General features: G+C 71.7%; 26 protein-coding genes. 18 read left to right on the forward strand and 8 right to left on the reverse strand.

Annotated features, from left to right (window positions below; genetic code table 11):
• Positions 1-3: 3 nt before the first annotated feature.
• Positions 4-648, reverse strand: a complete 645-nt coding sequence (locus ABD785_RS12675; RefSeq protein WP_344826619.1) for an NADPH-dependent F420 reductase — start codon at positions 646-648, stop codon at positions 4-6.
• A gap of 117 nt (positions 649-765) precedes the next feature.
• On the opposite strand from ABD785_RS12675, the gene ABD785_RS12680 reads away from it, so the two are divergent.
• Positions 766-1,629, forward strand: a complete 864-nt coding sequence (locus ABD785_RS12680; RefSeq protein WP_344826622.1) for an HTD2 family dehydratase — start codon at positions 766-768, stop codon at positions 1,627-1,629.
• A 41-nt stretch (positions 1,630-1,670) separates the two neighbouring features.
• Here ABD785_RS12680 and ABD785_RS12685 read toward each other — a convergent pair whose 3' ends face one another.
• From ABD785_RS12685 to ABD785_RS12700, 4 genes are all read right to left on the reverse strand, one after another.
• Positions 1,671-2,216 (reverse strand): ferritin-like domain-containing protein, encoded by a 546-nt coding sequence (locus tag ABD785_RS12685; RefSeq protein WP_344826625.1) that lies wholly within the window; start codon positions 2,214-2,216, stop codon positions 1,671-1,673.
• Positions 2,217-2,306: 90 nt separating this feature from the next.
• A complete protein-coding gene (locus ABD785_RS12690; protein WP_344826628.1) occupies positions 2,307-4,727 on the reverse strand; it encodes an excinuclease ABC subunit UvrA in 2,421 nt (806 codons plus the stop codon).
• A 69-nt stretch (positions 4,728-4,796) separates the two neighbouring features.
• A complete protein-coding gene (locus ABD785_RS12695) occupies positions 4,797-5,450 on the reverse strand; it encodes a response regulator (protein ID WP_344827104.1) in 654 nt (217 codons plus the stop codon).
• Entirely contained in the window at positions 5,444-6,472 is a 1,029-nt protein-coding gene (locus ABD785_RS12700; RefSeq protein ID WP_344826631.1) for a sensor histidine kinase, read from the reverse strand. The genes ABD785_RS12695 and ABD785_RS12700 overlap by 7 nt, the downstream gene beginning before the upstream one ends.
• An 87-nt stretch (positions 6,473-6,559) precedes the next feature.
• Between ABD785_RS12700 and ABD785_RS12705 the strand changes: the two genes are divergently transcribed.
• Positions 6,560-7,234, forward strand: coding sequence for a DUF2306 domain-containing protein (locus ABD785_RS12705; RefSeq protein ID WP_344826633.1), 675 nt, complete (start codon positions 6,560-6,562; stop codon positions 7,232-7,234).
• On the opposite strand, the gene ABD785_RS12710 is transcribed toward ABD785_RS12705, so the two are convergent.
• Positions 7,195-8,013 carry a class I SAM-dependent methyltransferase gene (locus ABD785_RS12710; protein WP_344826635.1) on the reverse strand — a complete coding sequence of 273 codons (819 nt, stop codon included), beginning with the start codon at positions 8,011-8,013 and terminating at the stop codon, positions 7,195-7,197. The genes ABD785_RS12705 and ABD785_RS12710 overlap by 40 nt on opposite strands.
• A gap of 73 nt (positions 8,014-8,086) precedes the next feature.
• On the opposite strand from ABD785_RS12710, the gene ABD785_RS12715 reads away from it, so the two are divergent.
• The gene (locus ABD785_RS12715; RefSeq protein WP_344826637.1) at positions 8,087-8,509 is read left to right on the forward strand and encodes a helix-turn-helix domain-containing protein; all 423 of its coding nucleotides are present in this window, start codon (positions 8,087-8,089) and stop codon (positions 8,507-8,509) included.
• Positions 8,510-8,515: 6 nt separating this feature from the next.
• Here the strand turns inward: ABD785_RS12715 and ABD785_RS12720 are convergent, their stop codons facing one another.
• Positions 8,516-8,929, reverse strand: a complete 414-nt coding sequence (locus tag ABD785_RS12720) for a cupin domain-containing protein (RefSeq protein ID WP_344826639.1) — start codon at positions 8,927-8,929, stop codon at positions 8,516-8,518.
• 186 nt (positions 8,930-9,115) lie between these two features.
• Here ABD785_RS12720 and ABD785_RS12725 point away from each other — a divergent pair, with 186 nt between their 5' ends.
• From ABD785_RS12725 to ABD785_RS12780, 12 genes are all read left to right on the forward strand, one after another.
• Positions 9,116-9,700 (forward strand): carboxymuconolactone decarboxylase family protein, encoded by a 585-nt coding sequence (locus tag ABD785_RS12725; protein ID WP_344826641.1) that lies wholly within the window; start codon positions 9,116-9,118, stop codon positions 9,698-9,700.
• A complete protein-coding gene (locus ABD785_RS12730) occupies positions 9,697-11,244 on the forward strand; it encodes a sugar ABC transporter ATP-binding protein (protein ID WP_344826643.1) in 1,548 nt (515 codons plus the stop codon). Before ABD785_RS12725 ends, ABD785_RS12730 begins: the two co-directional genes overlap by 4 nt.
• A complete protein-coding gene (locus tag ABD785_RS12735) occupies positions 11,241-12,236 on the forward strand; it encodes an ABC transporter permease (RefSeq protein WP_344826645.1) in 996 nt (331 codons plus the stop codon). The genes ABD785_RS12730 and ABD785_RS12735 overlap by 4 nt, the downstream gene beginning before the upstream one ends.
• A gap of 74 nt (positions 12,237-12,310) precedes the next feature.
• Positions 12,311-13,255, forward strand: coding sequence for a sugar ABC transporter substrate-binding protein (locus tag ABD785_RS12740; protein ID WP_344826646.1), 945 nt, complete (start codon positions 12,311-12,313; stop codon positions 13,253-13,255).
• 111 nt (positions 13,256-13,366) lie between these two features.
• Entirely contained in the window at positions 13,367-14,278 is a 912-nt protein-coding gene (locus ABD785_RS12745) for a LysR family transcriptional regulator (protein WP_344826649.1), read from the forward strand.
• A gap of 150 nt (positions 14,279-14,428) precedes the next feature.
• Positions 14,429-15,349: a VOC family protein gene (locus ABD785_RS12750; protein ID WP_344826652.1), complete on the forward strand. Its 921-nt coding sequence runs from the start codon at positions 14,429-14,431 to the stop codon at positions 15,347-15,349.
• A 37-nt stretch (positions 15,350-15,386) separates the two neighbouring features.
• Positions 15,387-16,823, forward strand: a complete 1,437-nt coding sequence (locus ABD785_RS12755) for an NAD-dependent succinate-semialdehyde dehydrogenase (RefSeq protein WP_344826655.1) — start codon at positions 15,387-15,389, stop codon at positions 16,821-16,823.
• A 5-nt stretch (positions 16,824-16,828) separates the two neighbouring features.
• Positions 16,829-17,620: a fumarylacetoacetate hydrolase family protein gene (locus ABD785_RS12760; protein ID WP_344826657.1), complete on the forward strand. Its 792-nt coding sequence runs from the start codon at positions 16,829-16,831 to the stop codon at positions 17,618-17,620.
• Entirely contained in the window at positions 17,617-17,988 is a 372-nt protein-coding gene (locus ABD785_RS12765) for a VOC family protein (protein WP_344826660.1), read from the forward strand. The genes ABD785_RS12760 and ABD785_RS12765 overlap by 4 nt, the downstream gene beginning before the upstream one ends.
• 35 nt (positions 17,989-18,023) lie before the next feature.
• Entirely contained in the window at positions 18,024-18,809 is a 786-nt protein-coding gene (locus ABD785_RS12770) for an alpha/beta fold hydrolase (RefSeq protein ID WP_344826663.1), read from the forward strand.
• A complete protein-coding gene (locus ABD785_RS12775) occupies positions 18,806-19,267 on the forward strand; it encodes a GlcG/HbpS family heme-binding protein (protein ID WP_344826667.1) in 462 nt (153 codons plus the stop codon). The genes ABD785_RS12770 and ABD785_RS12775 overlap by 4 nt, the downstream gene beginning before the upstream one ends.
• Entirely contained in the window at positions 19,260-20,303 is a 1,044-nt protein-coding gene (locus tag ABD785_RS12780; RefSeq protein ID WP_344826672.1) for a hypothetical protein, read from the forward strand. Before ABD785_RS12775 ends, ABD785_RS12780 begins: the two co-directional genes overlap by 8 nt.
• Before the next feature lie 59 nt (positions 20,304-20,362).
• Here ABD785_RS12780 and ABD785_RS12785 read toward each other — a convergent pair whose 3' ends face one another.
• Positions 20,363-20,650, reverse strand: coding sequence for a putative quinol monooxygenase (locus ABD785_RS12785; protein WP_344826676.1), 288 nt, complete (start codon positions 20,648-20,650; stop codon positions 20,363-20,365).
• 212 nt (positions 20,651-20,862) lie between these two features.
• On the opposite strand from ABD785_RS12785, the gene ABD785_RS12790 reads away from it, so the two are divergent.
• The 3 genes from ABD785_RS12790 (at position 20,863) to ABD785_RS12800 (ending at position 24,499) form a co-directional block, all read left to right on the forward strand.
• Positions 20,863-22,326 carry an aldehyde dehydrogenase family protein gene (locus tag ABD785_RS12790; protein WP_344826682.1) on the forward strand — a complete coding sequence of 488 codons (1,464 nt, stop codon included), beginning with the start codon at positions 20,863-20,865 and terminating at the stop codon, positions 22,324-22,326.
• The gene (lhgO, locus tag ABD785_RS12795) at positions 22,319-23,515 is read left to right on the forward strand and encodes an L-2-hydroxyglutarate oxidase (RefSeq protein ID WP_344826687.1); all 1,197 of its coding nucleotides are present in this window, start codon (positions 22,319-22,321) and stop codon (positions 23,513-23,515) included. Before ABD785_RS12790 ends, lhgO begins: the two co-directional genes overlap by 8 nt.
• 123 nt (positions 23,516-23,638) lie before the next feature.
• The gene (locus ABD785_RS12800; protein WP_344826691.1) at positions 23,639-24,499 is read left to right on the forward strand and encodes an amidohydrolase family protein; all 861 of its coding nucleotides are present in this window, start codon (positions 23,639-23,641) and stop codon (positions 24,497-24,499) included.
• The last annotated feature ends 7 nt before the right edge of the window (positions 24,500-24,506 follow it).

A 24,506-nucleotide genomic window follows, 5' to 3' on the forward strand; every position in this document is an offset into this window, starting at 1 on the left:
GGGTCAGCGGAGGATCTTCAGGGCGCTGGACCAGGAGAGGCCGAGCCGGTCCTGGAGCGTCATGTGGAGGAACTGGAAGGCCTCGAGCTCGCGGGCGCGGCGGAGCGGTCCCGCGTCCACGGGGGTGAGGCCCGAGTTCTTGACGAGCTCGGCCACGGTGAGACCCGCCGCGGTGTCGTCGGAGGCGACGAACACGTCGAGCGGATGGCCGTCGACCCGGCCGTCGATCAGGGTCGAGGCGAAGGTGGTGTTGAACGCCTTGACGACCCGCACCTCCGGTCCGGCGAGCCGGGCCAGCGTCTCGGCGGCCGAGTCGCCCGGATCGACCACGAGACCGTCGAAGGTCTGGAAGTCGACCGGATTCGTGATGTCGATGAGGATCCGCCCGCCCAGGTCGTCGCGGTGGAGCTCGACGAGTTCCCGCGCCGCCTCGAACGGGACCGCGAGCACGAAGACGTCGGCGTCGGGGAGCACCGGAAGGGTCAGCGCCGCCGTGACCCCGCCCGGGACCACCGAGCGGAGCTCGCGGGCCAGCTCGTCCGCCGCCGCGCCGTCCCGGCCGAGGACGGTCACCCGGTTGCCGCCCGCGAGCATGCGGATGCCGATCCCGCGGGCCATGTTCCCTGATCCGAAGAGAGCGACGTTCATTGCTCCAACCTAGGAGCGGCCGGTCCAAGACCCGACAAAGAGGGACCAAAGCCCCAGTCGTCATGTGCGGCGGGGGCGGTCTCCGGGGGCGGCGGGGCGTGGTGGAGGATGCGTGCCATGGACATCGCCGAGGGCGGGCTCGCCCCTCACGTGGAATCGTGGAGGCCGGAACCCGTCACCACCGGCGAGTTCCTCTCCGAGGCACCGGCCGCGGCGCTGTCGGCCCTGCTCGACCTGCCCGGGCCCGCCGGCGGCGGTGTTCTGCCGCCGCTGTGGCACTGGCTGTACTTCCTGAACTGGCCCGCCCAAGGCGATCTGGGCGCGGACGGGCATCCGGGGAGCGGCGGTTTCCTGCCCCCGATCCCGGACCGTCAGCGGATGTTCGCCGGGGGGCGCTGCGAGATCGGCGAGCCGCTGCGGACGGGCGAGACGGCCGAGCGGATCAGCGAGGTCGCCGCGGTCGAGGTCAAGCGGGGCAGGACCGGCGAGCTCCTGTTCGTCACGGTCCGCAGCACATATCTCCAGCGCGGCAGGACCTGCCTGGTCGAGGAGCAGGACATCGTCTACCGCTCGGGCCGCGGCGCCGCCGCGCACCCGCCGGAACTCGACACCACCGCCGTGCCGGACGCGGACGAACCCTGGCTGCTTCCGCTCCGGGCCGATCCCGTGCTGCTGTTCCGGTTCAGCGCCCTCACCGCCAACGCCCACCGCATCCACTACGACGCCCCGTACGCCCGCGACGTCGAGGGCTATCCGGGGCTCGTGGTCCACGGGCCGCTGCTGGTCCTGGCGATGCTGGAGCCGGTGCGCCGCGACGCCTCCGCCCGTCCCGTGCGGTCCCTGTCCTACCGGCTGCGCAGCCCCGCCTTCGCGGGGGAGCACCTGCTGGCCGCCGGGACGGCCGCAGACGGGACGGCCTCCCTCCGCGTGGTGAGCCGTCGCGAGGAGCGGCACGCCACGGCCGAGGTCGTCTTCGGCTGAGGCCGGTCCTTCTCGCGGCAGGTCTCCCTCTTGCGGCGGGTCTATTTCCTGAGGTCGGCGGGCAGGCTCTCCAGCAGGCCGCGCAGGTCGTCGGCGTGGTCCTCCTCGTCGGCGAGGAGCTCCTCGAAGACGCGCCGGGTGGTGGGGTCGCCCTCGCCGAGCCACTGGATGATCTCGGTGTAGGAGGCGACGGCCACCCGCTCGGCGACCAGATCCTCCTTGATCATGTCGACGAGGTCGAGGCTGGCGTCGTAGGTGGTGTGGGAGCGGCCGGCCAGGACCTCGGGGTTGAAGTCCGGCTCGCCGCCGAGCTGGGTGATCCGCACGGCGAGCTTGTCGGCGTGGTCGGCCTCGTCCTTGGCGTGCTCGGCGAACTCGGCGACCACGGACTCGGAGTAGATGCCGGTCGCGGTGTACTGGTGGCGCTTGTAGCGCAGCACGCAGACGAGCTCGGTGGCCAGCGCCTCGTTGCAGACCTGGATGACGCGGTCGAGGTCGGCACCGTAGGCGTCCGTGACGGGTCCCTTGTCGATCTCCTGGCGAGCGCGTTCCCTCAGGGTCTTCAGGTCTGTCAGAAACTCCGCCATCGGTCCGCCTTCCCTGTTCGTCGGGGCGCCTGCGCGGAGCCCTCCTGTCTGGTCCTCTCCCGCTCCGGGTGCCTTAGTGCCATGGGGCGTTCAAGAATGCCCGTTCCGCGGCAGACGGGCGCGCAGATGGGGGGCGGTGCGGCTCAGCGGCGACCGCGCGACGTCCGCCGGTGTGCCCGCGGCGACGATCCGGCCGCCGTCCTCACCGCCGCCGGGCCCCAGGTCGATGATCCAGTCGGCGGCCGCGGCGACGCGCATGTCGTGCTCGACCATGACGACGGTGCCGCCCTCCTCGACCAGCCGGTCGAGCTGGCTCAGCAGGAGGTCCGTGTCGGCGGGGTGCAGCCCGGTGGTGGGCTCGTCCAGCAGGTAGAGCGTGTGGCCGCGGCGGCCGCGCTGGAGTTCGGCGGCGAGCTTGACCCGCTGGGCCTCGCCGCCGGACAAAGTCGTGGCGGGCTGCCCGAGGCGCAGGTAGCCCAGGCCGACGGAGTCCAGGGTCGTCAGGGTCCGGCCCGCGGCGGGCAGGTCGCCGAGCAGGACGGCGGCCTCCCCGACGGTCAGGTCGAGGATCCCGGCGATGGTGTGGTCGCGGAAGCGGACGCGGAGCGTGTCGTCGTTGTAGCGGGCCCCGGCACAGACGGGGCAGACCGCCGTGGCCTCGGGCAGGAACAGCATCTCGATGTGGACCAGGCCCTCGCCCTGGCAGTTCTCGCACCGCCCGCCCTGGACGTTGAAGGAGAACCGCCCGGCGCCGTAGCCCAGCCGACGCGCCTCGGGGGTGGTGGCGAAGGCGCGGCGCACCAGGTCGAACAGGCCCGTGTAGGTGGCGATGTTCGAACGCGGGGTGCGCCCGATCGGCTTCTGGTCCACGACGACGAGCCGGTCGACCGCCTCCAGGCCGGAGGCGGAACCCGGAGGAGAGTTCGGAGGAGCGCCCCCGTCCAGGTGCTCCGTCACCGCCTCGGCGAGGACCTTGCCGACCAGCGTCGTCTTACCGGAGCCCGAGACCCCGGTGACCACGGTCAGCAGGCCCAGCGGGAAGGAAGCCGTGACGTCGCGCAGGTTGTTCCGGCCGACGCCCCGCAGCTCCAGCAGGGGACCGGGGCGGCGCCCCCGGCGGACCGGGTCCGGTACCGCGCCCGCGAGGTACCGTCCGGTCACCGACTCCGGGACGCCCTTGAGGCCCGGGAGCGCGCCGCTGTACAGGACGCGTCCGCCCTCGGCTCCGGCGCCGGGCCCGACGTCCACGATCCAGTCGCAGTCGGCGACGAGGTCCAGGTCGTGCTCGACGAGGAAGACCGAGTTCCCGGCCGCGCGCAGCCGGTACAGGGCCGCCAGCAGAGCGCTCACATCGGAGGGGTGCAGCCCGGCGGACGGCTCGTCGAGCACGAACAGCACCCCGAAGAGCCCGGATCTGAGCTGGGCGCCCAGCCGGAGCCGCTGGAGCTCTCCCGCCGACAGGGTGTCGGTCGAGCGGTCGATCGACAGGTGGCCCAGGCCGAGTTCGACGAGTGTGCCGATCCGGTCGGCGAGCCCGCCCACGAGCAGCTCGGCCGCCTCCCGCGCGGCCCCGCCGCGCGGCCCGGTGGTGGACAGGGCCGCCGCCAGCTCGGTGAGGGGGAGCGCGGTGAACTCGGCGATGTCGCGCCCCGCGAGCTTCACGGCCAGCGCCTCGGGGCGGAGCCGTTTGCCCCCGCAGGCCGGGCACGGGTGGAAGACGATGAACCGCGCCGCCCTGGCGCGCAGCGCGTCGCTCCGGGTGGTGGCGAAGGTGTGCAGGACGTAGCGCCGGGCGCTGGAGTAGGTGCCCTGGTAGTCGCGGGTGATCCGGTCGGCGTCGCGGACGGGGTGGACGGTCACGACGGGCTGCTCGGCGGTCGTCAGGATCCACTCGCGCTGCTCCGCGGGGAGCTCCCGCCAGGGCGCGTCGACGTCGAAGCCGAGCTCGGCGAGGATGTCGCGGTAGTTCTTACCCTGCCAGGCGCCGGGCCAGGCCGCGATGGCGCCGTCCCGGATGGACAGGCCGGGGTCGGGCACCATCAGATCGGCGTCGACCTCGTGCACCCGTCCCCTGCCGTGGCACTCCGGGCAGGCCCCCGCGACGGTGTTGGGGGAGAAGGCGTCGGAGTCCAGGAAGGGGGTGCCCTCGGGCTGGTCGCCGACCCGGGAGAAGAGCATCCGCAGCAGGTCGGAGAGCTGGGTGACGGTGCCGACGGACGACCGGCTGCTGCCGCCGCCCCGCGTCTGCCGCAGCGCGACGGCCGGAGGCAGCCCGGTGATCTCGGTGACCTTCGGCGCCGCGACCTGCTCGATCAGCCGCCGCGCGTACGGGCTGACGGACTCCAGATAGCGGCGCTGGGCCTCGGCGTAGATCGTCGTGAACGCCAGCGACGACTTCCCCGACCCCGACACCCCGGTGAAGGCGACCAGCCGGTCCCGCGGTGCCTCGAGATCGACGTCGCGCAGGTTGTGCTCGGCGGCGCCCCGGACCCGGACCATCCCCTCGTCCATAGGGTCTACCTAGCCCGCCCGGACCCGCCAAAAGCCATGAAACCCCCAAATCTCGGCGCGGCCGCCGGGTCACTCGTCCTCGGGGGTGAGGAAGCCGGTGCGGTAGGCCCAGACGACGGCCTGGGTGCGGTCTCGGGCCTGGAGCTTGGTGAGGATGTGCTTGACGTGGGTCTTCACGGTCTCGAGGGAGACGTGCATGGCGGCGGCGATCTCGGTGTTGGACTTGCCGGTGGCCAGGGCCCGCAGGACGGCCGCCTCGCGGTCGGTCAGCCGGGGCGCGGACGGAGGGCGCCGGGGACGGGCGGCCAGCGATCTGAGCAACCGGCGGGTCACCCGTGGCGCCAGGACCGCGTCCCCGGCCGCGACGGTCCTGACGGCCGTGACGATCTCCTCGGGGGTGGCGCGCTTGAGAAGGAAGCCGTCGGCGCCCGCCGCGATGGCGTCGTCGACGATCTCGTCGAGGTCGAAGGTGGTGAGGACGAGGACCCTCGGCCTGGGGGCGGGCCACGAGGCGATCTCCCGGGTGGCGTGCACGCCGTCGTGGCCCGGCATCCGGACGTCCATGAGCACGACGTCCGGGCGGAGCGCCTCGACGCCCGTCACCGTCTGGAAGCCGTTGGCGGCCTCGCCGACCACGGCGATGTCGGGCTCGGCGGACAGCAGCGCCCGCATACCGCCCCTGACGAGCTCCTCGTCGTCGGCCAGGAAGACCCGGATCATGATCGCGTCCTCGCGGGGAGCGTCGCCCGGACGGTGAACCCGTCGAGACCGGGACCGGCGTGGAGGTCTCCTCCCTCCAGGCGGGCGCGCTCGCGCATGTTGGCCAGGCCGCGGCCGGGAAGCGGCTCGGCGAAACCGGTGCCCTCGTTGGTCACCTCCAGGCGGACCTCGTCCCCGACCTGGTGCAGCCGCACCCGGATCCGTCCCGACGCACTGTGCCTGAGGGCGTTGGTGACGGCCTCCTGGACGATGCGCCGCAGCGCCCTGTCACCGCCCGGCGGCAGGTCGACCCCGCCGTCGTCGAGGTCCAGCTCGCGTCCGGCTGCCCTGACCCGGGCGGCCAGCTCGGCGAGATCCGTCGCGACCGGGGCCTCCGAGCGCGGATCGAGGACCTTCAGGAGCTGGTCGAGCTCCACGAGCGCGCCCCGGCCCAGGGTCTCGACATGGCGCAGCGCCTCGCGGCCGAACGCCGGGTTCTCGGCGAAGACCCGCTGCCCGACCGCCGCCTGCATGACCATCACGTTGACGGCGTGCCCCAGGGCGTCGTGCAGTTCCCTGGCCAGCCGGGCCCGCTCCTCCAGGACCACCCGGGCACGCCTGCTGTGCGCCGCGTCGCCGCCGACGGTCGCGATCAGGAAGCTCATCGCGATCCCCGTCAGCTCGGACGCCCCGGTCGGACCGCGGTCCAGCGCGACGTAGGCCACGACGGCCAGGCCGGCGAGCGCCGCGGCGGCGGCCCGCCGGGTGAGGTCGCCGTGCAGCGCGAAGCAGCCGAACAGCGCGATCCAGGCGAGCCACTGCACGAACACCACCGGATATCCGGCCGCCGCGTTCCCGGTCAGGATCGCGCAGACCGCGGCGAGAACGGGCAGCGGAGCGGACTGGATCCAGGCCAGGCAGAGCGCCCCGGCCAGGCCGATGCAGAGCCCGGCGGCGTCGAAGTCCCGGTAGGGCGGCTCGGCGGGCGTCGCCAGGGCGAACACGAGGGACCCGGCGGCGAGCGCGGCGGGCAGCCAGAAGCGCATGGCCTCATCCTGCACCGGCGCGGCCGCCGGGGAATCCCTCAGATGAGTGAGGCGGGACCCGGGCCGTCCTTCCTACCGTGCTGAGCCATGACGACGATCCAAGCCCGTCCCCGGCGCCGCACCGCCGGCCTGTGGTGGCTGGCGCTCAGCGCGGCGGCCATCGCGGTGTTCGCGCCGCTGCCCTACCTCACCGACTCGCTGCACGCGCTGGCCGAGGACGACACCCAGCTCGCTGCCAACTACGCCGACCGGGCCGTCTGGGTGCGGGCGGCCTTCTACCTGCACATCACCTGCGGCGGAGTGGTCCTGCTGCTCTCGCCGGTGCAGCTGGCGTCGCGGGTGCGGGCACGGATCCCGCGCCTGCACCGGGCCGTCGGCCGGATCGTGATCCCGCTGATCGTCCTGGGCGCGGCCGGCGGGCTGGTCATCTCCTGGTTCAGCCTGGCCGGCCCGGTCGGGACGGCGGGCTTCGGCACCCTGGCCGTCCTGTGGGGCTCCTTCGCGGTCGCCGCCTTCCGCGCGATCAGGAGGGGCGACGTCGGGGCGCACCGCCGCTGGGCGATCCGGACGTTCGCCCTGACCTACGCGGGCGTCACCCTCAGGCTCTGGCTCGGAGTCCTCATCCCCCTCCAGGTCGGGGTCGACGCCGAGACCGCCTTCACCCGCGCTTACCACCTGGTCCCGTTCCTGTGCTGGGTCCCCAACCTGCTGGTCGCCGAACGCTACGCCCGGGCCTCGACCAGCCAGCAGGCCGCGGTGTAGCGGACCTCGGCGCCCTCGACGAAGGGCTCGAACGCGGCGCGGACGGCCTCGACGACCTTCTCCCGTGTCCTCTCGTCCGTCCCCGGCAGCGCCAGGCCGACATGGCCGAACCGGGTGTAGTAGCCGTCCAGCTCCCGCTCGGGCAGGACACAGGGGACGTCGACCGGGGTGATCTCGATGCCGGACCAGCCGCCGTCCGCCAGGATCCCGGCGACCCGGTCCCGATCGGCGAAGCCGAACTGCCCGGGCTTGCCGGAATCGGGGAGGGGCAGGTCCGGCAGGAACGGGAGCGCCGCGTGGACGGCCGCGGTCATGAACGGGTTCTCCTCGGGGCTCCGCCAGACGACGAGGCTCAGCCCGGCGCCGTCCCGGGCGGCCCGGCGCAGGTTGGCGAAGGCCTGGACGGGGTCGTCGAAGAACATGACGCCGAACCGGGAGACGACGGCGTCGAAGGAGCCGGGCTCGAACGGATGGTCCTGGGCGTCGGCGACCAGGAACGAGGCCCGCGCGCCCTCCCGCCCGGCCCGCGCCGTGGCCGCCTCGACCATCCCCTCGGAGATGTCGACCCCGACGGCCTCCGCTCCGAGGTCCCGCGCGAGCGCCACCGTCGTGCCGCCGGTCCCGCAGCCGACGTCGAGGATCCGGCCCCCGGACGGCACGGAGACCGCCCCGGCCAGCAGTTCCTCCAGCGGCCTGAACATCGCGTCGATGACGGCGAGCCCGTCCACCCAGGCATTGCCCGCGTCGCCGTTCCAGCGCGCCTTCTGATCCTCACCCATGATCATCCCCTGTCCGGTTGCCGTTTCCGTACCGCGATGTCATTCTGCTACCTCAAGCGGACTTGAGGTCAATATGACGGACACAGGCGAGCCGGACACCGGCGTGCTGGACATCGGTGAGGTGGCGCGGCGGAGCGGAGTCACGGTCGCCACGCTGCGGTACTACGAGGAGAGGGGGCTGATCTCCTCGACGGGCAGGCGCGGCCTGCGCCGCCAGTTCGCCCCCGGCGTCCTGCACCGGCTGGCCCTGGTCTCCCTGGGCCGCGCCGCCGGCTTCTCCCTCGCCGAGATCGCCGGCATGTTCGCCCCCGACGGCACCCCCCGCCTCGACCGCCTCACCCTCACCGCCAAGGCCGACGAGCTGGACGCCACCATCACCAGGCTCACCGTCCTCCGCGACGGCCTCAGGCACGCCGCCGCCTGCCCCGCCCCCACCCACATGGAGTGCCCCACCTTCCGCGCGCTCCTCGAATCCGCCCTCACGTCCCGGACCTGACGAGCACTACTGGTCGCGCCCCATGAGGTCCTCGGGGGAGAGGTGCTCGACGGTGACGCCGGAGTCGGTGAAGGTCCGGGTCACGGTGCCCGAGGTGTAGACCCACAGGATCCGGAGCGGGGTGGCGCCGACGTTGCGGAACAGGTGCGGGACGGGTGAGGGGATGTAGGTCGTGTCGTGGCGTTCCAGCCGGGTGATCGTCCCCTCGACCAGGACCTCGGCCTCGCCCTCCAGGATCGTGACGTGCTCGTCGCAGTTGTGGGAGTGCATCGGCGCCCCCGTGCCGACCGGGTAGACGCTCATGCCGCTGGTGATCAGGTTCTCGCCGAAGGCCGACACCGTGGTGATCAGCGGGGTCGTGACGATCGCACCGCCGCGATCGAGCAGGGGGACCTCGGAGGACTTGATGATCGCAGTCATGGACGCGCCTTTTCGTTGAGAGGTATGTCCCTCGAAGCGTAGATCTCGTCACCGGTGACGACCGTCACAAGGAGTGCAGCCTTACGTTGCATCGGGCGATCTGTGCCCTTCATCCGCTGAGCTGTACGTTCGTCCGCAACCACCCATCCGAGTGGTCCCGGTCACACGACTCGAAGGTCAGCGTCCATGAGACTTCCCATCATCGATCCCGAAGAGATGAACGACCGGCAGAAGGAGATCGCTTCGCGCATCGCCGGCCGCCGGGGCGCGGTCCGCGGGCCGTTCCGGGTCTGGCTGAACAGCCCGGAGCTGTGCGAGAAGGTCGAGGCGCTCGGGGCCTTCGCCCGGTTCGAGTCCTGCCTGCCGCTGCGGTTGCGCGAGCTGTCGCTGCTGATCGCCGCCCGGCACATGGACGCCCAGTACTCCTGGAACGCCCACGTGGACAAGGCGATCGAGTCCGGGGTCCCGGCGGAGGCCGTCCGGGCGATCGCCGAACGGCGCGAGCCGAGCTTCGAACGCGAGGAGGACGAGGCGTTCTACCGGTTCTGCCACGAGATCCTCACCGCGCACTTCGTCAGCGACGAGACCTTCGACCGGGCCCTCGGCCACTTCGGCGCCCAGGGCCTGGTCGACGCCGTGGGCTCGCTCGGCAACTTCACGATGCTGGGCATGTGCCTGAACGCCTTCCAGGTGGACCTGCAGGCCGACCGCACCCCGCCCTTCCCCGACGTCCGCGGCCACGAGCGGATCTCCGGCGAGGGGACCCGGTGAATCCGGCCCGGCCGCTCAACGCCGACCGGCTCGCGGGGCAGGCTCCCGCGCGCCGCGCCGAGGCGATCATCCGGGTGCACGGGGTCACCAAGAGGTTCGGCGGCGCGGTCGCGCTGAAGGACATCACCATGGAGTTCCATCCCGGCGAGATCCACGCGCTCATGGGAATGAACGGCGCGGGCAAGTCGACGCTGGTCAAGATCCTTTCGGGGGCGCAGAACCCCGACGTCGGCCATCTGGAGATCAACGGCCAGGCCCATCACCTGCTGAATCCGCGCAAGTCGCGGCTGCTCGGCATCTCGATGGTCCCGCAGCGCCGCGAGCTCGTCATGAGCCTGACGGTCGCCGAGAACATCATGCTCGGAGACCTGCCCCGCAGCGGGGCGATGGTCGCCTGGCGGGAGGTCAGGGAGGCGGCCCGCGAGGCGCTCGCGCTACTGGGCCTGCGGATCGACGTCGACCAGGTGGCCGGCGACCTCACCGTCGCCGAGCAGACCATGGTCGAGGTCGCGCGGGAGGTGCGCCGCGGCGGCCGGGTCCTGATCCTCGACGAGCCCACCGCCTGCCTCGGCACCGAGGCAGCCGAGCAGGTCCGGACGGTCGTGCGCCGGCTGCGCGACAACGGCGTGGCCGTCATCTACATCTCCCACCACATCGACGAGGTGATCGGGCTCGCCGACCGGATCACCACCCTGCGCGACGGACGGCTGGTCAAGAGCGTCCTGGCCGCCGAGACCGGTGAGGCGGAGGTCGTCCGGGACATGGTCGGCCGCGACGTGGTGTCGCACAGGCCCCGGCGCGGCGTGCGCCCCGGCGAGGTCGGGCTGAGCGTCCGGGACCTCAGCCAGGGCAGGCTGCTGGACGGCTTCGGTGTCGACGTCCGCAGGGGAGAGATCGTCGCGGTGCTCGGACCGGCGGGCGACGGGCAGTCACGCCTGTTCGACCTGCTGTCCGGCCGCAGGCGCCCGTCCCGCGGCGCGATGTGGGTCGGCGGGCGGCCCGTTCCGCTCGGCCGGGTCCGGAAGTCGCTCGACAGCGGGCTGCACTGCGTGACGGGCGACCGGCGCGCGCTGGGCCTCGTCCCCGGGCTGTCGATCGACGAGAACCTGATGCTGGCCATCGACCGGATGGAGGGCCGCACCCTGCACCTCAGGGACCGGCTTGCCCGCCGGGCGGCCCCGCTGCGCGAGCGCTACCGGGTGGTCTCGCTGACCAGCAACCCGCCGGTGGAGAGCCTGTCCGGCGGCAACCAGCAGAAGGTGCTGCTGGCCAAGTGGCTGGCCGCCGCGCCGCTCGCCTGCCTGCTGGAGGACCCGACCAACGGCGTGGACGTGGCCGCGATGGCCGACATCCACGTGCTCGTCGACAAACTCGCCGAGCAGGGAGCGGCCGTCCTGCTGGCCTCCTCGAACGCCGAGGAGGTCATGCGGCTCGCCGACCGGGTGATCGTCGTCCGGGACGGCAGGACGGTCACCGAATACGAGATCGACCAGATCACCCGCGATGAGCTCATCGCCGCCGTCCTGGGAGGAGACGTCAAGTGAACACCGACACCCCGGTCAGCCCCGCCAGGCACGAGGTACCCCGGCGGACCCTGGTCCCCGAGCCGCTGCGGAACATCCCGCACGGTGGCCTCGCCCTGGTCCTGGCGCTCATCGTCGTCTACGCGAGCCTCAGGACCGACGCCTTCCTCAGCTCCAACAACCTGTTGAACGTGCTGCGCCAGGTGAGCGTGCTGATGGTCCTGGCCTCCGGCCTGACCCTGCTGATGACCGCCGGCGGCATGGACTTCTCCATGGGCAGCACCATGGGAGTGACGGTCTCCTTCGCCTCACAGCTCATCGACAACGGGCATTCCGAAGTCGCGACGATCTTCCTGTCGATGCTGCTGGCCACCGTGATCGGCCTGGTGAACGGGGTCGTGGTGACCTACGCGAAGGTCGCGCCGTTCGTGGTGACGCTGGCGACCGCCACGATCCTCGACGGCATCGCCCTGCTGATCATCGACGGCATGAGCATCTCGATCGGCACCCACCTGTCCTGGCTCGGCGGCGACAAGACCTTCGGCATCCCCAACCTGGTCTATGTCGCGCTGGCCGTGCTCGTCGTGGTCGGCCTCGTCATGCAGTACACGATCTTCGGCCGCGACGCCTTCGCGATCGGCGGCAACGAGGACGTCGCACGGCTGAGCGGCATCCGCGTGGATCGCGACAAGCTCGTCCTCTACGCGCTGTCCGGCGCGCTCGCCGGCGTCGCGGGGATCATGCTCCTGGCCCGCCTGGCGGGGAGCAGCCCGAACGCCGGAGGGCTGCAGTTCCAGCTCCAGGCGGTCGCCGCCGTCGTCATCGGCGGGACCTCGCTGGCCGGGGGCAAGGGCACGATCGTCGGCACCTTCTTCGGCGTGATCCTGCTCGGCGTGGTGGCCAACGTGCTCAACCTGCTCGGGATCAACAACTACTACCAGACGATCTCCGTGGGCGCGGTCCTGCTGATCGCCGCCGTCGCCAACCTCCTCCAGGGCAGGTCCCGGCGCTGAGCAGCGTCTCCCCGCCCACCTTCCGCACCCCGGGACCGTCCCGGAACACCCCACCCCCGGAAAGGCACCTCCCCATGTCTGCACTCCGTCCCCTCAGAGCCGCGGCGATCGCGGTCATGTCCCTCTCGCTGCTGACCGCCTGCGGCTCCGACGACAAGAGCGCCGCCGGCGGCGGCAAGGTGAAGATCGGCTTCGTCAACGGGGCGAACACCGAGTTCCACTCCTGCCTGCTGAAGGCGATCACCAGCCAGGCCTCGGCCGACGGCGCCGAGCTCGTCACCGCGAACTCCAACCAGAATCCGGCGACGGAGCTGTCCAACATCGAGGACATGATCTCCCGTGACGTCGACGCGCTGATCGTCCAGACCGTGAACGTCGACGCCCTGAAGAACGACATCGCCAAGGCCGGAGAGGCCAAGATCCCGATCTATCTGACGGCGGTCTTCAACGGCGACACCGCCGGCGTGCTCGGTGCCTCCCCGGTCGACCTGAAGGCGGTGGGCGGCCTGGACGCGGAGTGGGTCGGCAAGGACGCCGCGGGCGCCGACGCCGAGGCGGCCGTGATCGCGGGAGCCCCGGGAGCGGCCTCGGACATCCTCGTCGGCGGCTTCACCGCGGGCCTGCCCGCCAACGTCAAGGTCGTGGGCAACCAGCCCGGCATGTTCAACCGGGCCAAGGCCCAGGACGTCGCCGAGAACCTGATCCAGGCCCACCCGAACCTCAAGTACGCCTTCGTGGCCAACGAGGACATGGCGTTCGGCGCCCTGGAGGCCTTCAAGGCCGCGGGCAAGGACGTCAAGATCGTCACGGTCAACGGCACCGAGCAGGGCCTGGCGGCGGTCAAGGACGGACGGTTCGCCGCGACCGTCGCCAACTCCGCCCTGGAGCTCGGGACGGGCGCGGTGAAGCAGACCCTCTCGCTGCTCAAGAACCCGGGCGGCCAGAAGATCTCGCCGGTGAAGATCAAGCTGATCACCAGGGAGAACGTCGCCGAGGCGCCGCAGTACTGCCTCCCGTGATCCTCACGTTCCTTTAAGACGAGAGCCTTAGCGTGACTTTCCGCACATTAGGCACAAACGGGTACGGAGGGGTCCGAGACCCCTCCACGCCCCGGTTCTTTCGGAGGAGCCATGGACCGTCTGCTCATCATGCGCAGCTTCGTCACCGTTGCGAAGGTCGGCAGCTTCAGCGGGGCCGCCAAGGCCCTGGGCTCGTCCGGTTCGCTGATCTCCAGGCACGTCGCCGACCTGGAGAAACAGCTGGGGGTCCGGCTGGTCAACCGCACGGCCCGCTCGGTCAGCCTGACCGAGCCGGGCCTGCGGTACAGCACGTTCGCCCAGCGGGTGCTGGACGAGATCGACGACGAGGACGCCAACATCGCGCAGATGCACGACAGGGCGGAGGGGCAGCTGTCGATCATCTGCCCGAAGTGGATCGGCGGCCTCGACCTGGGCGACGCGATAGCGGCGTTCGCGGTGGCCCACCCCAAGATCGCCGTGCGGTTCGAGCTGGGCGGGATGTCCGACCGGACCTACGACTTCCTGGACAGCGGGTTCGACGTGGCCTTCCACACCAGGGACCTGCGCGACTCCAGCGTCCGGCTGAAGAAGATCGCCTCGCTGCCCTTCGTGCTGTGCGCGTCGCGCGCCTACGTGGAGCGGCACGGCGCCCTGAGCGACCCGAACGAGCTGGCGCACCACGACTGCCTCGTGCACGTCAACGACCCGGTGTGGCGGATCGGGCACGGCCACGCCAGCACCCTGCACAAGATCCGCAACATCGCCTTCACCTCCAACTCCTACATCGCGCTGCAGAAGGCGGCGGTGCACGGGCGGGGCATCGCGCTGATCCCGCACCGCCCCGCCTACGAGGACCTCATGAGCGGGGCTCTCCAGCCGCTCCTGCCCGGGCTGCCCGTCCCGGCCCGCTCGCTGTACGCGATCTTCGGCCCCGCCGCGCAGGCTCCCCGCAAGGTCGAGGTCTTCCTGGACTTCCTGACCAAGTGGTTCTCCGACAACCCCATCCCGTCCTTCCGCATGTGACTCCCGGTGGCCGGGGTTCGTTCCGTGCAACCAACACTTGCGGCATCGGTGCTGCTCGGGGGGTTGGTGGCGGATCGCCGGATTTCTAGGATCGACATGTGCCCGTGACGGTCGTCACGCTCCGTAAACCAAGGACAAGGAAGGTCAGCGGTGGGAATCCAGCGCATCGAGTCCGTGCTCTACAGCGTGGACGACCTCGACGCCTGCGTCAGGTTCTTCGAGGACTTCGGCCTGACGCCCGCGGGCCGCGACGCGGCAGGGGCGGTCTTCACGACCCTGGCAGGGCAGACCGTCCGGCTCGTCCTCGAGGCCGATCCGGCGCTGCCTCCCGCGCTGGAGCGCACCCCGACCCTCCGCGAGGTGGTCTGGGGGGTCGACACCCCCGCCGAGCTGGAACGGCTCGTCGCCGAGGTCGCCGCGGACCGCGAGGTCAGGCGCACCAGGGACGGCGTCCACCACGCGGCGGACGAGACGGGGTTCGGCCTCGGCCTCGCCCTGGCGGACGTCCGCGAGGCGGCCGCCGCTCCCCGCCCCGCCAACGTCAACGGACGGGTGGAGCGGTGGAACAGCCCGCTGGAACCGGTCGGGCGGGTGCGGCCGCTGCGGATGTGCCATGTCGCGCTCAACATCCCCAAGGACGGCCGGGAGAAGGCGGTCGCGTTCTACGTCGACCGGCTCGGGTTCGCCCCCACCGACATCGTCGAGCCGATGGGCGTGTTCATGCGCGCCGAGGGCGACACCGACCAGCACACCTTCCTGCTCTGCCACCGCCCCGACAAGGCCGGGGTCAACCACGTCGCCTACGAGGTGCCCGGCTTCGACGACGTGATCGAGGGCGGCAACCACATGATCGAACAGGGCTGGCGGGAGGCGCGGCGGCTCGGCCGGCACACGGTCGGCTCGAACGTCTTCCGCTTCCTGCACGCCCCGTGCGGCGGCCGGGTCGAGTACGCGGCCGACATGGACCGCGTCGACGCCTCCTACGGGCCGAACGTCCACGAGACGGCGCCGCCGCACACCATCTGGGCGCTGCGCACGAACAGGGACGCGTCCGAGGACGCGGACCGGTGACCGCGCGTACCCGCTGACGAGGAAGAAGACGAGGAACATGACCTATCCCGCACCGCGGATGCTGATCGGCGGGGTCTGGTGCGCCGGGGAGACCGGCCGCACCCAGGCCGTCGTCAACCCCGCCACCGAAGAGGTGATCGGCCAGGTCCCCCTGGCGGCCCCCGGCGACCTCGACCGCGCCGTCGAGGCAGCGGTCGCCGGGTTCGCGGCCTGGCGGGCGACCCCCGTCGCCGCCCGGACGGCGATCCTGCGCGCCGCCGCGGACCTGGTGACCGCGCGGGCCGACCGGATCGCCCGGGTGATGACGCTCGAGCAGGGCAAGCCGCTCGCCGAGGCCAGGGGCGAGGCGCTGCGCGTCGCCGACGCCCTGCGCTGGGACGCCGACGACGCCCGGCGCGCCTACGGCCGCATCATCCCCTCCGCCGGCGACACCCTCCTGTCGGTCCGGCACGAGCCGATCGGGCCCGTCGCGGCGTTCACCCCGTGGAACTTCCCGGCCGGCTCCCCGATGCGCAAGATCGCCGCGGCGCTGTCGGCGGGCTGCTCGATCGTCATCAAGGCCTCGGAGGAGACGCCGGGGACCGCCGTGGAGCTGGCCCGCTGCTTCCAGGACGCGGGCGTCCCCGACGGCGCGCTCAACCTGGTGTTCGGCGAGCCCGCCGAGGTCTCCGCCCACCTGATCGCCTCGCCCGCGACCCGGCTGGTGGCCTTCACCGGCTCGATCCCGGTCGGCAGGCTGCTGGCCGCCGCCGCGGGAGCGGCGATGAAGCCGTCGCTGATGGAGCTCGGCGGCCACGCCCCCGTGATCGTCTGCGCGGACGCCGACCCGGTGAAGGCGGCCCGGCGCGCGGCCTTCGCGAAGTTCGTCAACGCCGGGCAGGTCTGCACCTCGCCCAGCCGGTTCCTGGTCCACGAGAGCCTCGTCGCGGAGTTCACCGCCGAGTTCGTCAGGGCCGCGGAGGCCGTCGTCGTCGGCGACGGGCTCGAGGAGGGCGTGACGATGGGGCCGCTGGCCAACGAGCGCAGGCTCAAGGCCATGGAGGAGTTCGTGTCCGACGCGGTCTCCCGCGGCGCCGCCGTCCTCACCGGCGGCCACCGCCTCGACCGGGCGGGCTACTTCTTCGCCCCGACGGTCCTCGCGGGGGTCCCGGCGGACGCCCGGATCCTGCTGGAGGAGCCGTTCGGGCCGATCGCCCCGATCATCCCCTTCGACGACCTCGACGAGGCGCTCGCGATCGCCAACTCCCTGCCCTACGGGCTGGCCGCCTACGGATTCACCCGGTCGGCGGCGACCGCGGAACGCCTGGTCACCGGGTTCGAAGCGGGCATCCTGTCGATCAACCACTGCGGCGGCTCGGTCCACGAGGCGCCCTCGGGCGGGGTCAAGTCCAGCGGCTACGGCAAGGAGGGCGGCCCTGAGGGCCTCGAGGGCTACCTGATCACCAAGCGGGTCTCGCACCTGCTCGAGGACTGACCGCGATGAGATTCTGCCGCATCGAGCTCGGCGGCCGTCCGGCCTGGGGGAGCGTCGAGGACGGGACCGTCCGGGTGCTGAGCGGGTCGCCGCTGGACGATGTCCCGGCCGCCACCGGCGCGGAGATCCCGCTGGCGGACGCCGTCCTCCTGCCGCCCGTGATCCCCGGGGTCTTCTACGCCGTCGGCCTCAATTACAGGAGCCATGTCGAGCACGCCCTCGCCCGCGGTTACCGGGTCGCGGCGCTCCCCGAGCGTCCCGAAGTCGCCTACCGGGCCAACAACGCCCTCACCGGGCACGGCTCACCGATCATCAGGCCCCACGGGGTCAAGGGCCGTTTCGAGGCCGAGGGGGAGGTCGTCGCGGTCATCGGCGCGACCCTCAGGAACGCCACCTACGAGGAGGCCAGGGCCGGGATCTTCGGCTGGACGATCGGCAACGACGTCAGCGCCCGCGCCTGGCAGCACGAGGACCGCTCCTTCTGGCGCAGCAAGAACAGCGACACCTTCAAGCCGATGGGCCCGTGGATCGAGACCGAGGTCGATCCGCTGGCGCAGACCACGACGATGCGCGTCAACGGCGAGATCGAGGCGGTCTTCCCGACCGGGGCGATGATCTTCGATCCTTACGAGTTCATCGTCGAGACGACCCGGTACATCACGATGCGCCCCGGCGACGTCCTGTGGATGGGCGCCGACGGCACCTGTCAGCTGGAGCCCGGCGACACCGTGGAGATCGAGATCACCGGGATCGGCACCCTGTCGAATCCCGTGCACGCAGAGAGGACCCGGCGATGAGCAACCGCCCGCTGTACATCCACCACGTCAACTTCCCGACGACCGACGTCGACCGCACCCGCGAGTGGTACGCCATGGTCTTCGGGCTCAAGGCGATCACCCCCAAGAGCAACACCCGCGTTCTGCTGATGACGCGCGGCAACTTCGACCTGCACTTCACCCCGGTCGAGGAGATGGACCGCATGGCGCCCTACCACTTCGCCATGGAGGTGGAGGACTGGGACGGCTTCCTGGAGCACCTCAAGGAACTCGGCGTCCGCCACACCCGGCCGATCGAGCGCCCCGAGAACCAGTCGAAGTTCTGCTACATCCACGACCCCGACCACACCATGATCGAGCTCGTCTACCACGGCAAGCGGCCCGCCTGACCGGCCCCGATCACCCCTACTGCTGGAAGGCTCCCATGGGCGTCGCACTTTCCGACGGCACGAAGATCTACTACGAGCGCCACGGCGAGGGACCGCCGATCCTGCTCGTGCACGGCTCGGGCGGCCACCACGCCGCCTGGTGGCAGCAGGTGGCGGTCCTGCGCGAGCACTACACCGTCGTGACGGTCGACCTGCGCGGCTTCGGCAACTCCGGCTCCTCCATGCCGGAGTTCGACGGCCAGGACTTCCCCGGCGACATCGTCGCGGTCCTCGACCGGGAGGACCTCACCGACGTCCTGCTGTTCGGCCAGTCCATCGGCGCGGTCGCCGCCCTGCGGGCCGGGCTGCTCCGCCCCGGACGGGTCTCCGGTGTGGCCCTCGGGCACTCCCTCGGCTCCATCAGCCATCCCGAGCTGTCGGAGCTGGTCGCCGCGGACCGGGCCGAGGCGGTGCGGCTGCCCGTCATCGACCGGCTGCTGACCAGGGAGTTCCAGGAGAACGAGAAGGCGATGACCTTCCTGTTCCAGCAGCAGGGGACGTTCAACGTCGCCACCATGGCCGACCTGCGCAACCTCAGCGCGGGAGGCCCCTCGGTCGAGGAGGTCACCGCCTCCGGGCTCGACATCACCTTCCTCGCGGGCGAGCGGGACGCCGTCATCAGCCCGGCGACCGTCAGGAGGGCGCACGAGCTCGTCGAGGGCTCGCACCTCGAGCTCGTCCCCGGCGCCCCGCACTCCATGTACTGGGAGCGCCCGGATCTGTTCAACGCCGCGCTGATCCGCATCCGCGAGCGCGTCTCCCAGCGAAAGGCACCGGCATGAGACTCACCCTTGCGGAGGCGGACGAGATCGTCGCCGCCGCGCAGAAGCGGGGACAGGACATCGGCAAGGCGTTCAGCGTCGCGGTCGTCGACGGCGGCGGGTTCCTGCTGGTCGTCAAGCGCAGCGACCGGGCCCGCCCGCTGACCCCGAACATCGCCATCGCCAAGGCCTACACGTCCGCGGTGATGGAGCGGCCGACGAGCATGCTGCGCGACTGGGCCGACAGCAACCCCGGCTTCTTCGCCCAGCTGTCGACCATGGGCTCGCAGCCGATCGTCGCCACGCTCGGCGGCGTCACCGTGAAGCGGGACGGAGAGATCATCGGCGGTCTCGGCGTCTCCGGCGGAACCGCCGCCGAGGACGAGCAGGTCTGCCTGGATGTCCTGGGGTCGCTGGGCTACCAGCTCGACTTCCAGGCATGGGGCGGCGCGAAGCAGCAGGAGGCCGGTCGTGGCTGACACCTACAAGTTCCGGATCGACCACCACGGCAGCCTGATCCGGCCCGCCGAGCTGCTCGGAGCCCGGGCGCGGCACGCCGCCGGCGAGCTCGACGCGGCGGGGCTGCGGGCCGCGGAGGACGAGGCCATCGCCGACGCCGTCCGCTTCCAGCGCAGGCTCAGCCTGGCGGTCGTCACCGACGGCGAGTTCCGCCGCGAGGACCCGCGCGGCGCGATCCTCGAGAACGTCGGCGGGTTCCACCGCACCGGCGAGACCGACGGCCACGGCCTCCCGGTCTGGACGGCGTCCGGGGAGCTCACGTCCGACGGCCCGCTCATCGCCGACGACGTCGCCGCGGTCGCCGCGCAGACCGCCATCGCCGCCAAGGCCACGCTGCCCTCCCCGGCCTACCTGGCCGCCCGCACCTTCGACCCCGGCGCCCCGGGGCCGTGGAAGAGCGCGACCGAGCTCGGCGAGGCGCTCGCGGAGATCATCCGTGCGGAGATCGAGCGGCTGATCGCCCGGGGCGTCCGGCTGATCCAGCTCGGCAACCCCGCCTACGCCAGGTCGCTGTTCGGCCGCGGGGAGGACGTCCTGACCCTGGCCGAGTCGATCGCGATCGACACGCTCGCGGTGGATCTGGCCGGCAAGCCGGGGGACGTCAGGATCGGCCTCAGCCCGACCCATCGCGCGTCCGGCGCCGTCGACCGGGCCGCGGCGGAACGGCTGTTCGGCGAGCTGCCGGTCGACCGCTGGGTGCTGCCCTACCTCACCGGATCGGAGGCCGAACGGGACCTGCTGCGCGCGGTCCCCGCCGACCGCGACGCCTGCCTCGGCATCGTGGACCCGGCCGTCCCCGAACTCGAGGACGTCGACGCGATCATGGATCGGATGGACGTCGCCGCGGAGCTGAAGGACATCGAGGACATCGCGGTCAGCCCGAGCCGCGGCTTCTCCGACCTGGCGGGAGCGCCCGCCATCGGCTTCGACGACCAGCGCCGCAAGCTGATCCACGTCGAGACCATCGCCCGCATGTGCTGGGGCAACGAGCTCTAGCGAGGGAAGCGCGGAGCGCCCGGACCCGTGCGGTCCGGGCGCTCAGGCGTGCCCGGGGATCAGAGGACGTCCAGGAACGACACCGTGCGCTCGGTCAGGAGCGGCCGGACGGTGCCGAGGACGTGCTCGGTGAAGTGGGGGGTCCGCGTGTGCGCCTCGAACCCGGCCTTGCCGGTGTACTGCTCGTAGAGGGTGAACGAGGCCGGGTCGTCGGGGTCGGCGTGGACCACGTAGGCGATGTTCGCCGGTTCCGCGAGCGTGTGCTCGCGCACCTCGAGGAGCGTCGCGCGGATGAGCCCGGCGTCCTCCGGCGCGCAGCGGTAGTGCGCGATGACGGCGTAGGGCATGACGGCCTCCGATGGATCGGTGGGTGTATCGGCGGATGTATCGGTGCAGGTGAGGGCTCGATTCCATCATGGGGCGCCGCGCCCGCAGGGTGCGGGGAGCGCAAGCAATGCATGCCTCGCAGCCCGTAGCCGGTCCCTGCCGCGGTTCCTATCGTGGGCGGTCGGCGCGTGGTCCGCACGCGATACGACCTCCCCCTCTCAAAGGAGCACCCATGCCCGTGCAGCAGTCGGAGACCCTGGCAGGAGGGCGCTGGGTCGGCGGCGGGACCTGGGTGGACGTGTTCGACCCTGCCGACGTCCGGGCGCCGATCGCCCAGGTCCCCGCCCTGACGGCCCTGGACGTCGCCGCCGTCTACGACGCGGCCGAGCGGGGCTTCGCCGTCTGGCGCCGCACCTCGCCGTTCGAGCGGGCCGCCGTCCTCTTCCGGGCCGCCGCCCTGCTGCGCGAGCGGTCCGACGCGGTCGCCGCCGAGGTGAGCGCCGAGAACGGCAAGACCCTGGCCGAGGCGGCGGGCGAGACCCTGAAGGCCGCGGACTTCCTGGAGTACTACGCGGGGGTCGCCCGCGAGGGGTACGGCACGCTCCTGCACGACGTCCGGCCGAACACCCGGGCGGGCTACCAGCACGAACCCCTCGGCGTCGTCCTGGCGATCACTCCCTGGAACGATCCGCTGCTGACGCCGGCCCGCAAGCTCGCCCCCGCGCTGGCCGCGGGCAACAGCGCCGTGCTCAAACCCGCCACCGAGACCCCGCGCTCGGCCCTCCACCTGGCCAGGGCGCTCGACGACGCCGGTCTGCCCGCGGGCGTCCTCAGCGTCGTGACCGGGCGGACCGTGGAGCTGTCGGAGGCGCTGCTGGGCGACCCGAGGATCGCCGCTGTCACCTTCACCGGCGGCAACGCCGTCGGAGACCGGCTGCGGGTCCGGTTCGCCGAGCGCAACATCCGGTTCCAGGGCGAGCTGGGCGGCAAGAACGCCTCGGTCGTGTTCGCCGACGCCGACCTCGAGGCCGCTGCCGACGCCGTGGTCGCCGCCTCCTTCGGCGGGGCCGGCCAGCGCTGCACCGCGACCAGCCGGGTCCTCGTCGAACGGCCGGTGGCCGAGCGGTTCACCGCGCTGCTCAAGGAGCGGGCGGAGGCCCTGCCGGTCGGCCCGGGCGGCGACCCGGCGACCCGGGTCGGGCCGCTGGTGAGCCCCGCCCACCGCGACGGGGTCCTGGCGGACATAGCGCTTGCCGTCGAGCAGGGCGCGCGGGTCCAGACCGGCGGCGGCGCACCGGCCGACCCCGCGCTCGCCCACGGCTGCTACGTCAGCCCGACGATCCTGCTCGACGTCACCGCCGAGATGGACGTCTGGCGGACCGAGGTGTTCGGGCCGGTCATCGTGGTCCGCCCCGTCGACGGCTTCGACCACGCGATCGCCGAGGTGAACGACTCCGCCTTCGGCCTCGCCGCCGGGGTGTTCACCCGCGATCTCGCCACCGCCCATCGGTTCGTCGACGAGGCCGAGTGCGGGCAGATCGCCGTCAACACCACCACGACCGGCTGGGACGTCCACCACCCCTTCGGCGGGTTCCGCGACTCCGGTTCGCCGTTCAAGGAGCAGGGCGCGGAGGCGCTGCGCTTCTACACCAGGGTCAAGGCGTTCGCGATCAACCTCGGGGCCCCGCGTGGCTGACGAGGTGGTGGGAATCGTCGGGGCGGGGATCATCGGCCTCGCGATCGCCCGGGAGATCACCCGGCGACGGCCGGGCGCCCGTGTCGTGGTCATGGAGAAGGAGGGCCGGGTGGCCGTCCACCAGACCGGCCACAACTCCGGAGTCGTGCACGCGGGCATCTACTATCCGCCGGGCAGCCTCAAGGCGGCCCTGTGCACGCGAGGCGCGGCTCTGCTCCGCGAGTACGTCCAGGAGAAGGGGCTGCCCTACGTGGAGTGCGGCAAACTCGTCGTGGCCGTCACCCCCGAGGACGTCGCGCGGATGGACGCGCTGGCCGAACGGGCGGGAGCCAACGCCGTGCCGGGGCTCCGGCGGATCGGCGCCGCGCAGATCCGCGAGATCGAGCCGCACGCCGCCGGCCTGGCGGCGCTGCACTCCCCGCGCACCGCGATCACCGACTACACCGCGGTCACCGAGGCGTTCGCCGGGGACGTCGTCGCGGCCGGGGGAGAGATCCGCACCTCCTTCCCCGTCACCCGGATCACGTCCACCACCGGCGGGGTCGAGGTGGCCTCGGGCGCGGAGACCGTCCAGGTGGACAGCCTGATCATCTGCGCGGGCCTCCAGAGCGACCTGGTCGCGGGACTGGCGGGGGACGACCCGGGGCCGAGGATCATCCCGTTCCGGGGCGAGTACATGAACGTCCTGCCGGAGAAGGCCTCCCTCGTCCGCGGGCTCATCTATCCGGTCCCCGATCCCCGCTACCCCTTCCTCGGGGTCCACTTCACCCCGCGGGTGTCGGGCGAGGTCGAGGTCGGGCCCAACGCCGTGCTGGCGTTCGCCCGCGAGGGCTACCGGCTCGCGCGGTTCTCCGCGCGGGACCTACGGAGCGTCGCGGCCTGGCCGGGATTCTGGAGAATGGCCGCCCGGCACTGGCGGACCGGCCTCGGAGAAATGCACGGATCGATTTCCAAGAAGGCCTATATGAAGGCCGCGCAGAAGTACGTTCCGGAGATCGGTGCCGAGGACGTGGTCCGGGCGGGATCCGGCATTCGCGCGCAGGCACTCGACCGCGACGGCACTCTCGTCGAGGACTTCCGCATTCACCGGATGGGCCGGATCACCGCTGTCAGAAATGCGCCTTCACCTGCGGCGACTTCCTCCATGGCCATCGCCGAGCACATCCTGGACGCCCTCGGGGACGGCTGAGCGACCGGTCGCTCCGCGCAACAACCGATTGCGCCGCACGGACTCCGCAAAACGGCCGGACGTCCCTAGTGTTTCATTCATGACCCGGCAGTGAAACCGCCGAAGAAAAGGAAGGACATCCCCATGTTCGTCGTCGACTCCCAGGTGCACATTTGGAAGGAAGAGACCCCGGACCGCCCGTGGGTCCCGGGGGCGCGCGAGCGGATCCGGCTGAACGGCCACCGCGAGGACCCCTTCTCCTACGAGGAGTGCCTGGAGCTGATGGACGAGGCCGGCGTCAACCGGGCCCTCATCCTGCCGCCGTCGTGGGAGGGCGACCGCATCGACTACGCCCTCGAGGCGTGCGAGGCGCACCCCGACCGCTTCGGCATCATGGCGCGCATCCCGCAGAACAAGCCCGCCGAGGGCACGGCCATGCTGAGGGACTTCGCCCAGAACCCCCACATCAAGGGCACCCGGCTCACCTTCCACCGGCCGCAGGACCGCAACTGGATGATCGACGGCACCAACGACTGGTACTGGCCGATCGCCGAGGAGCTGCGGATCCCCACGATGGTCCACGCCCCGGTGTGGAAGGCGGAGCTCGGCGCGATCGCGGCGAAGCATCCCGAGCTGAAGATCATCATCGACCACATGGGCATCATGGCCCGCTGCGTCGACGACGCGATCGGTTACTGGGTCGCCGAGACCGCCGACCTGCACGGGCACCCGAACATCTACGTCAAGGTCTCCGCGCTCCCCGGCTACTCGACCGCGCCCTTCCCCAACCTCAACATCGAGAAGTACGTGCGCGAGATGGTGGACAAGATGGGGCCCCGCCGCTGCTTCTTCGGCACGGACCTGACCCGGCTCATGGGCCACGGCCTCACCTACACCGACACGATCGAGCAGTTCACCAAGCACTTCGACCTCACCGCCGACGAGCTTGATTGGATCATGGGACGGGGCATCTGCGAGGTCCTCGACTGGCCGATCGAAGGATAAGAGACCA

Origin of the sequence: Actinocorallia longicatena, assembly GCF_039534125.1 — a bacterium.
Lineage (GTDB): Bacteria > Actinomycetota > Actinomycetes > Streptosporangiales > Streptosporangiaceae > Actinocorallia > Actinocorallia longicatena.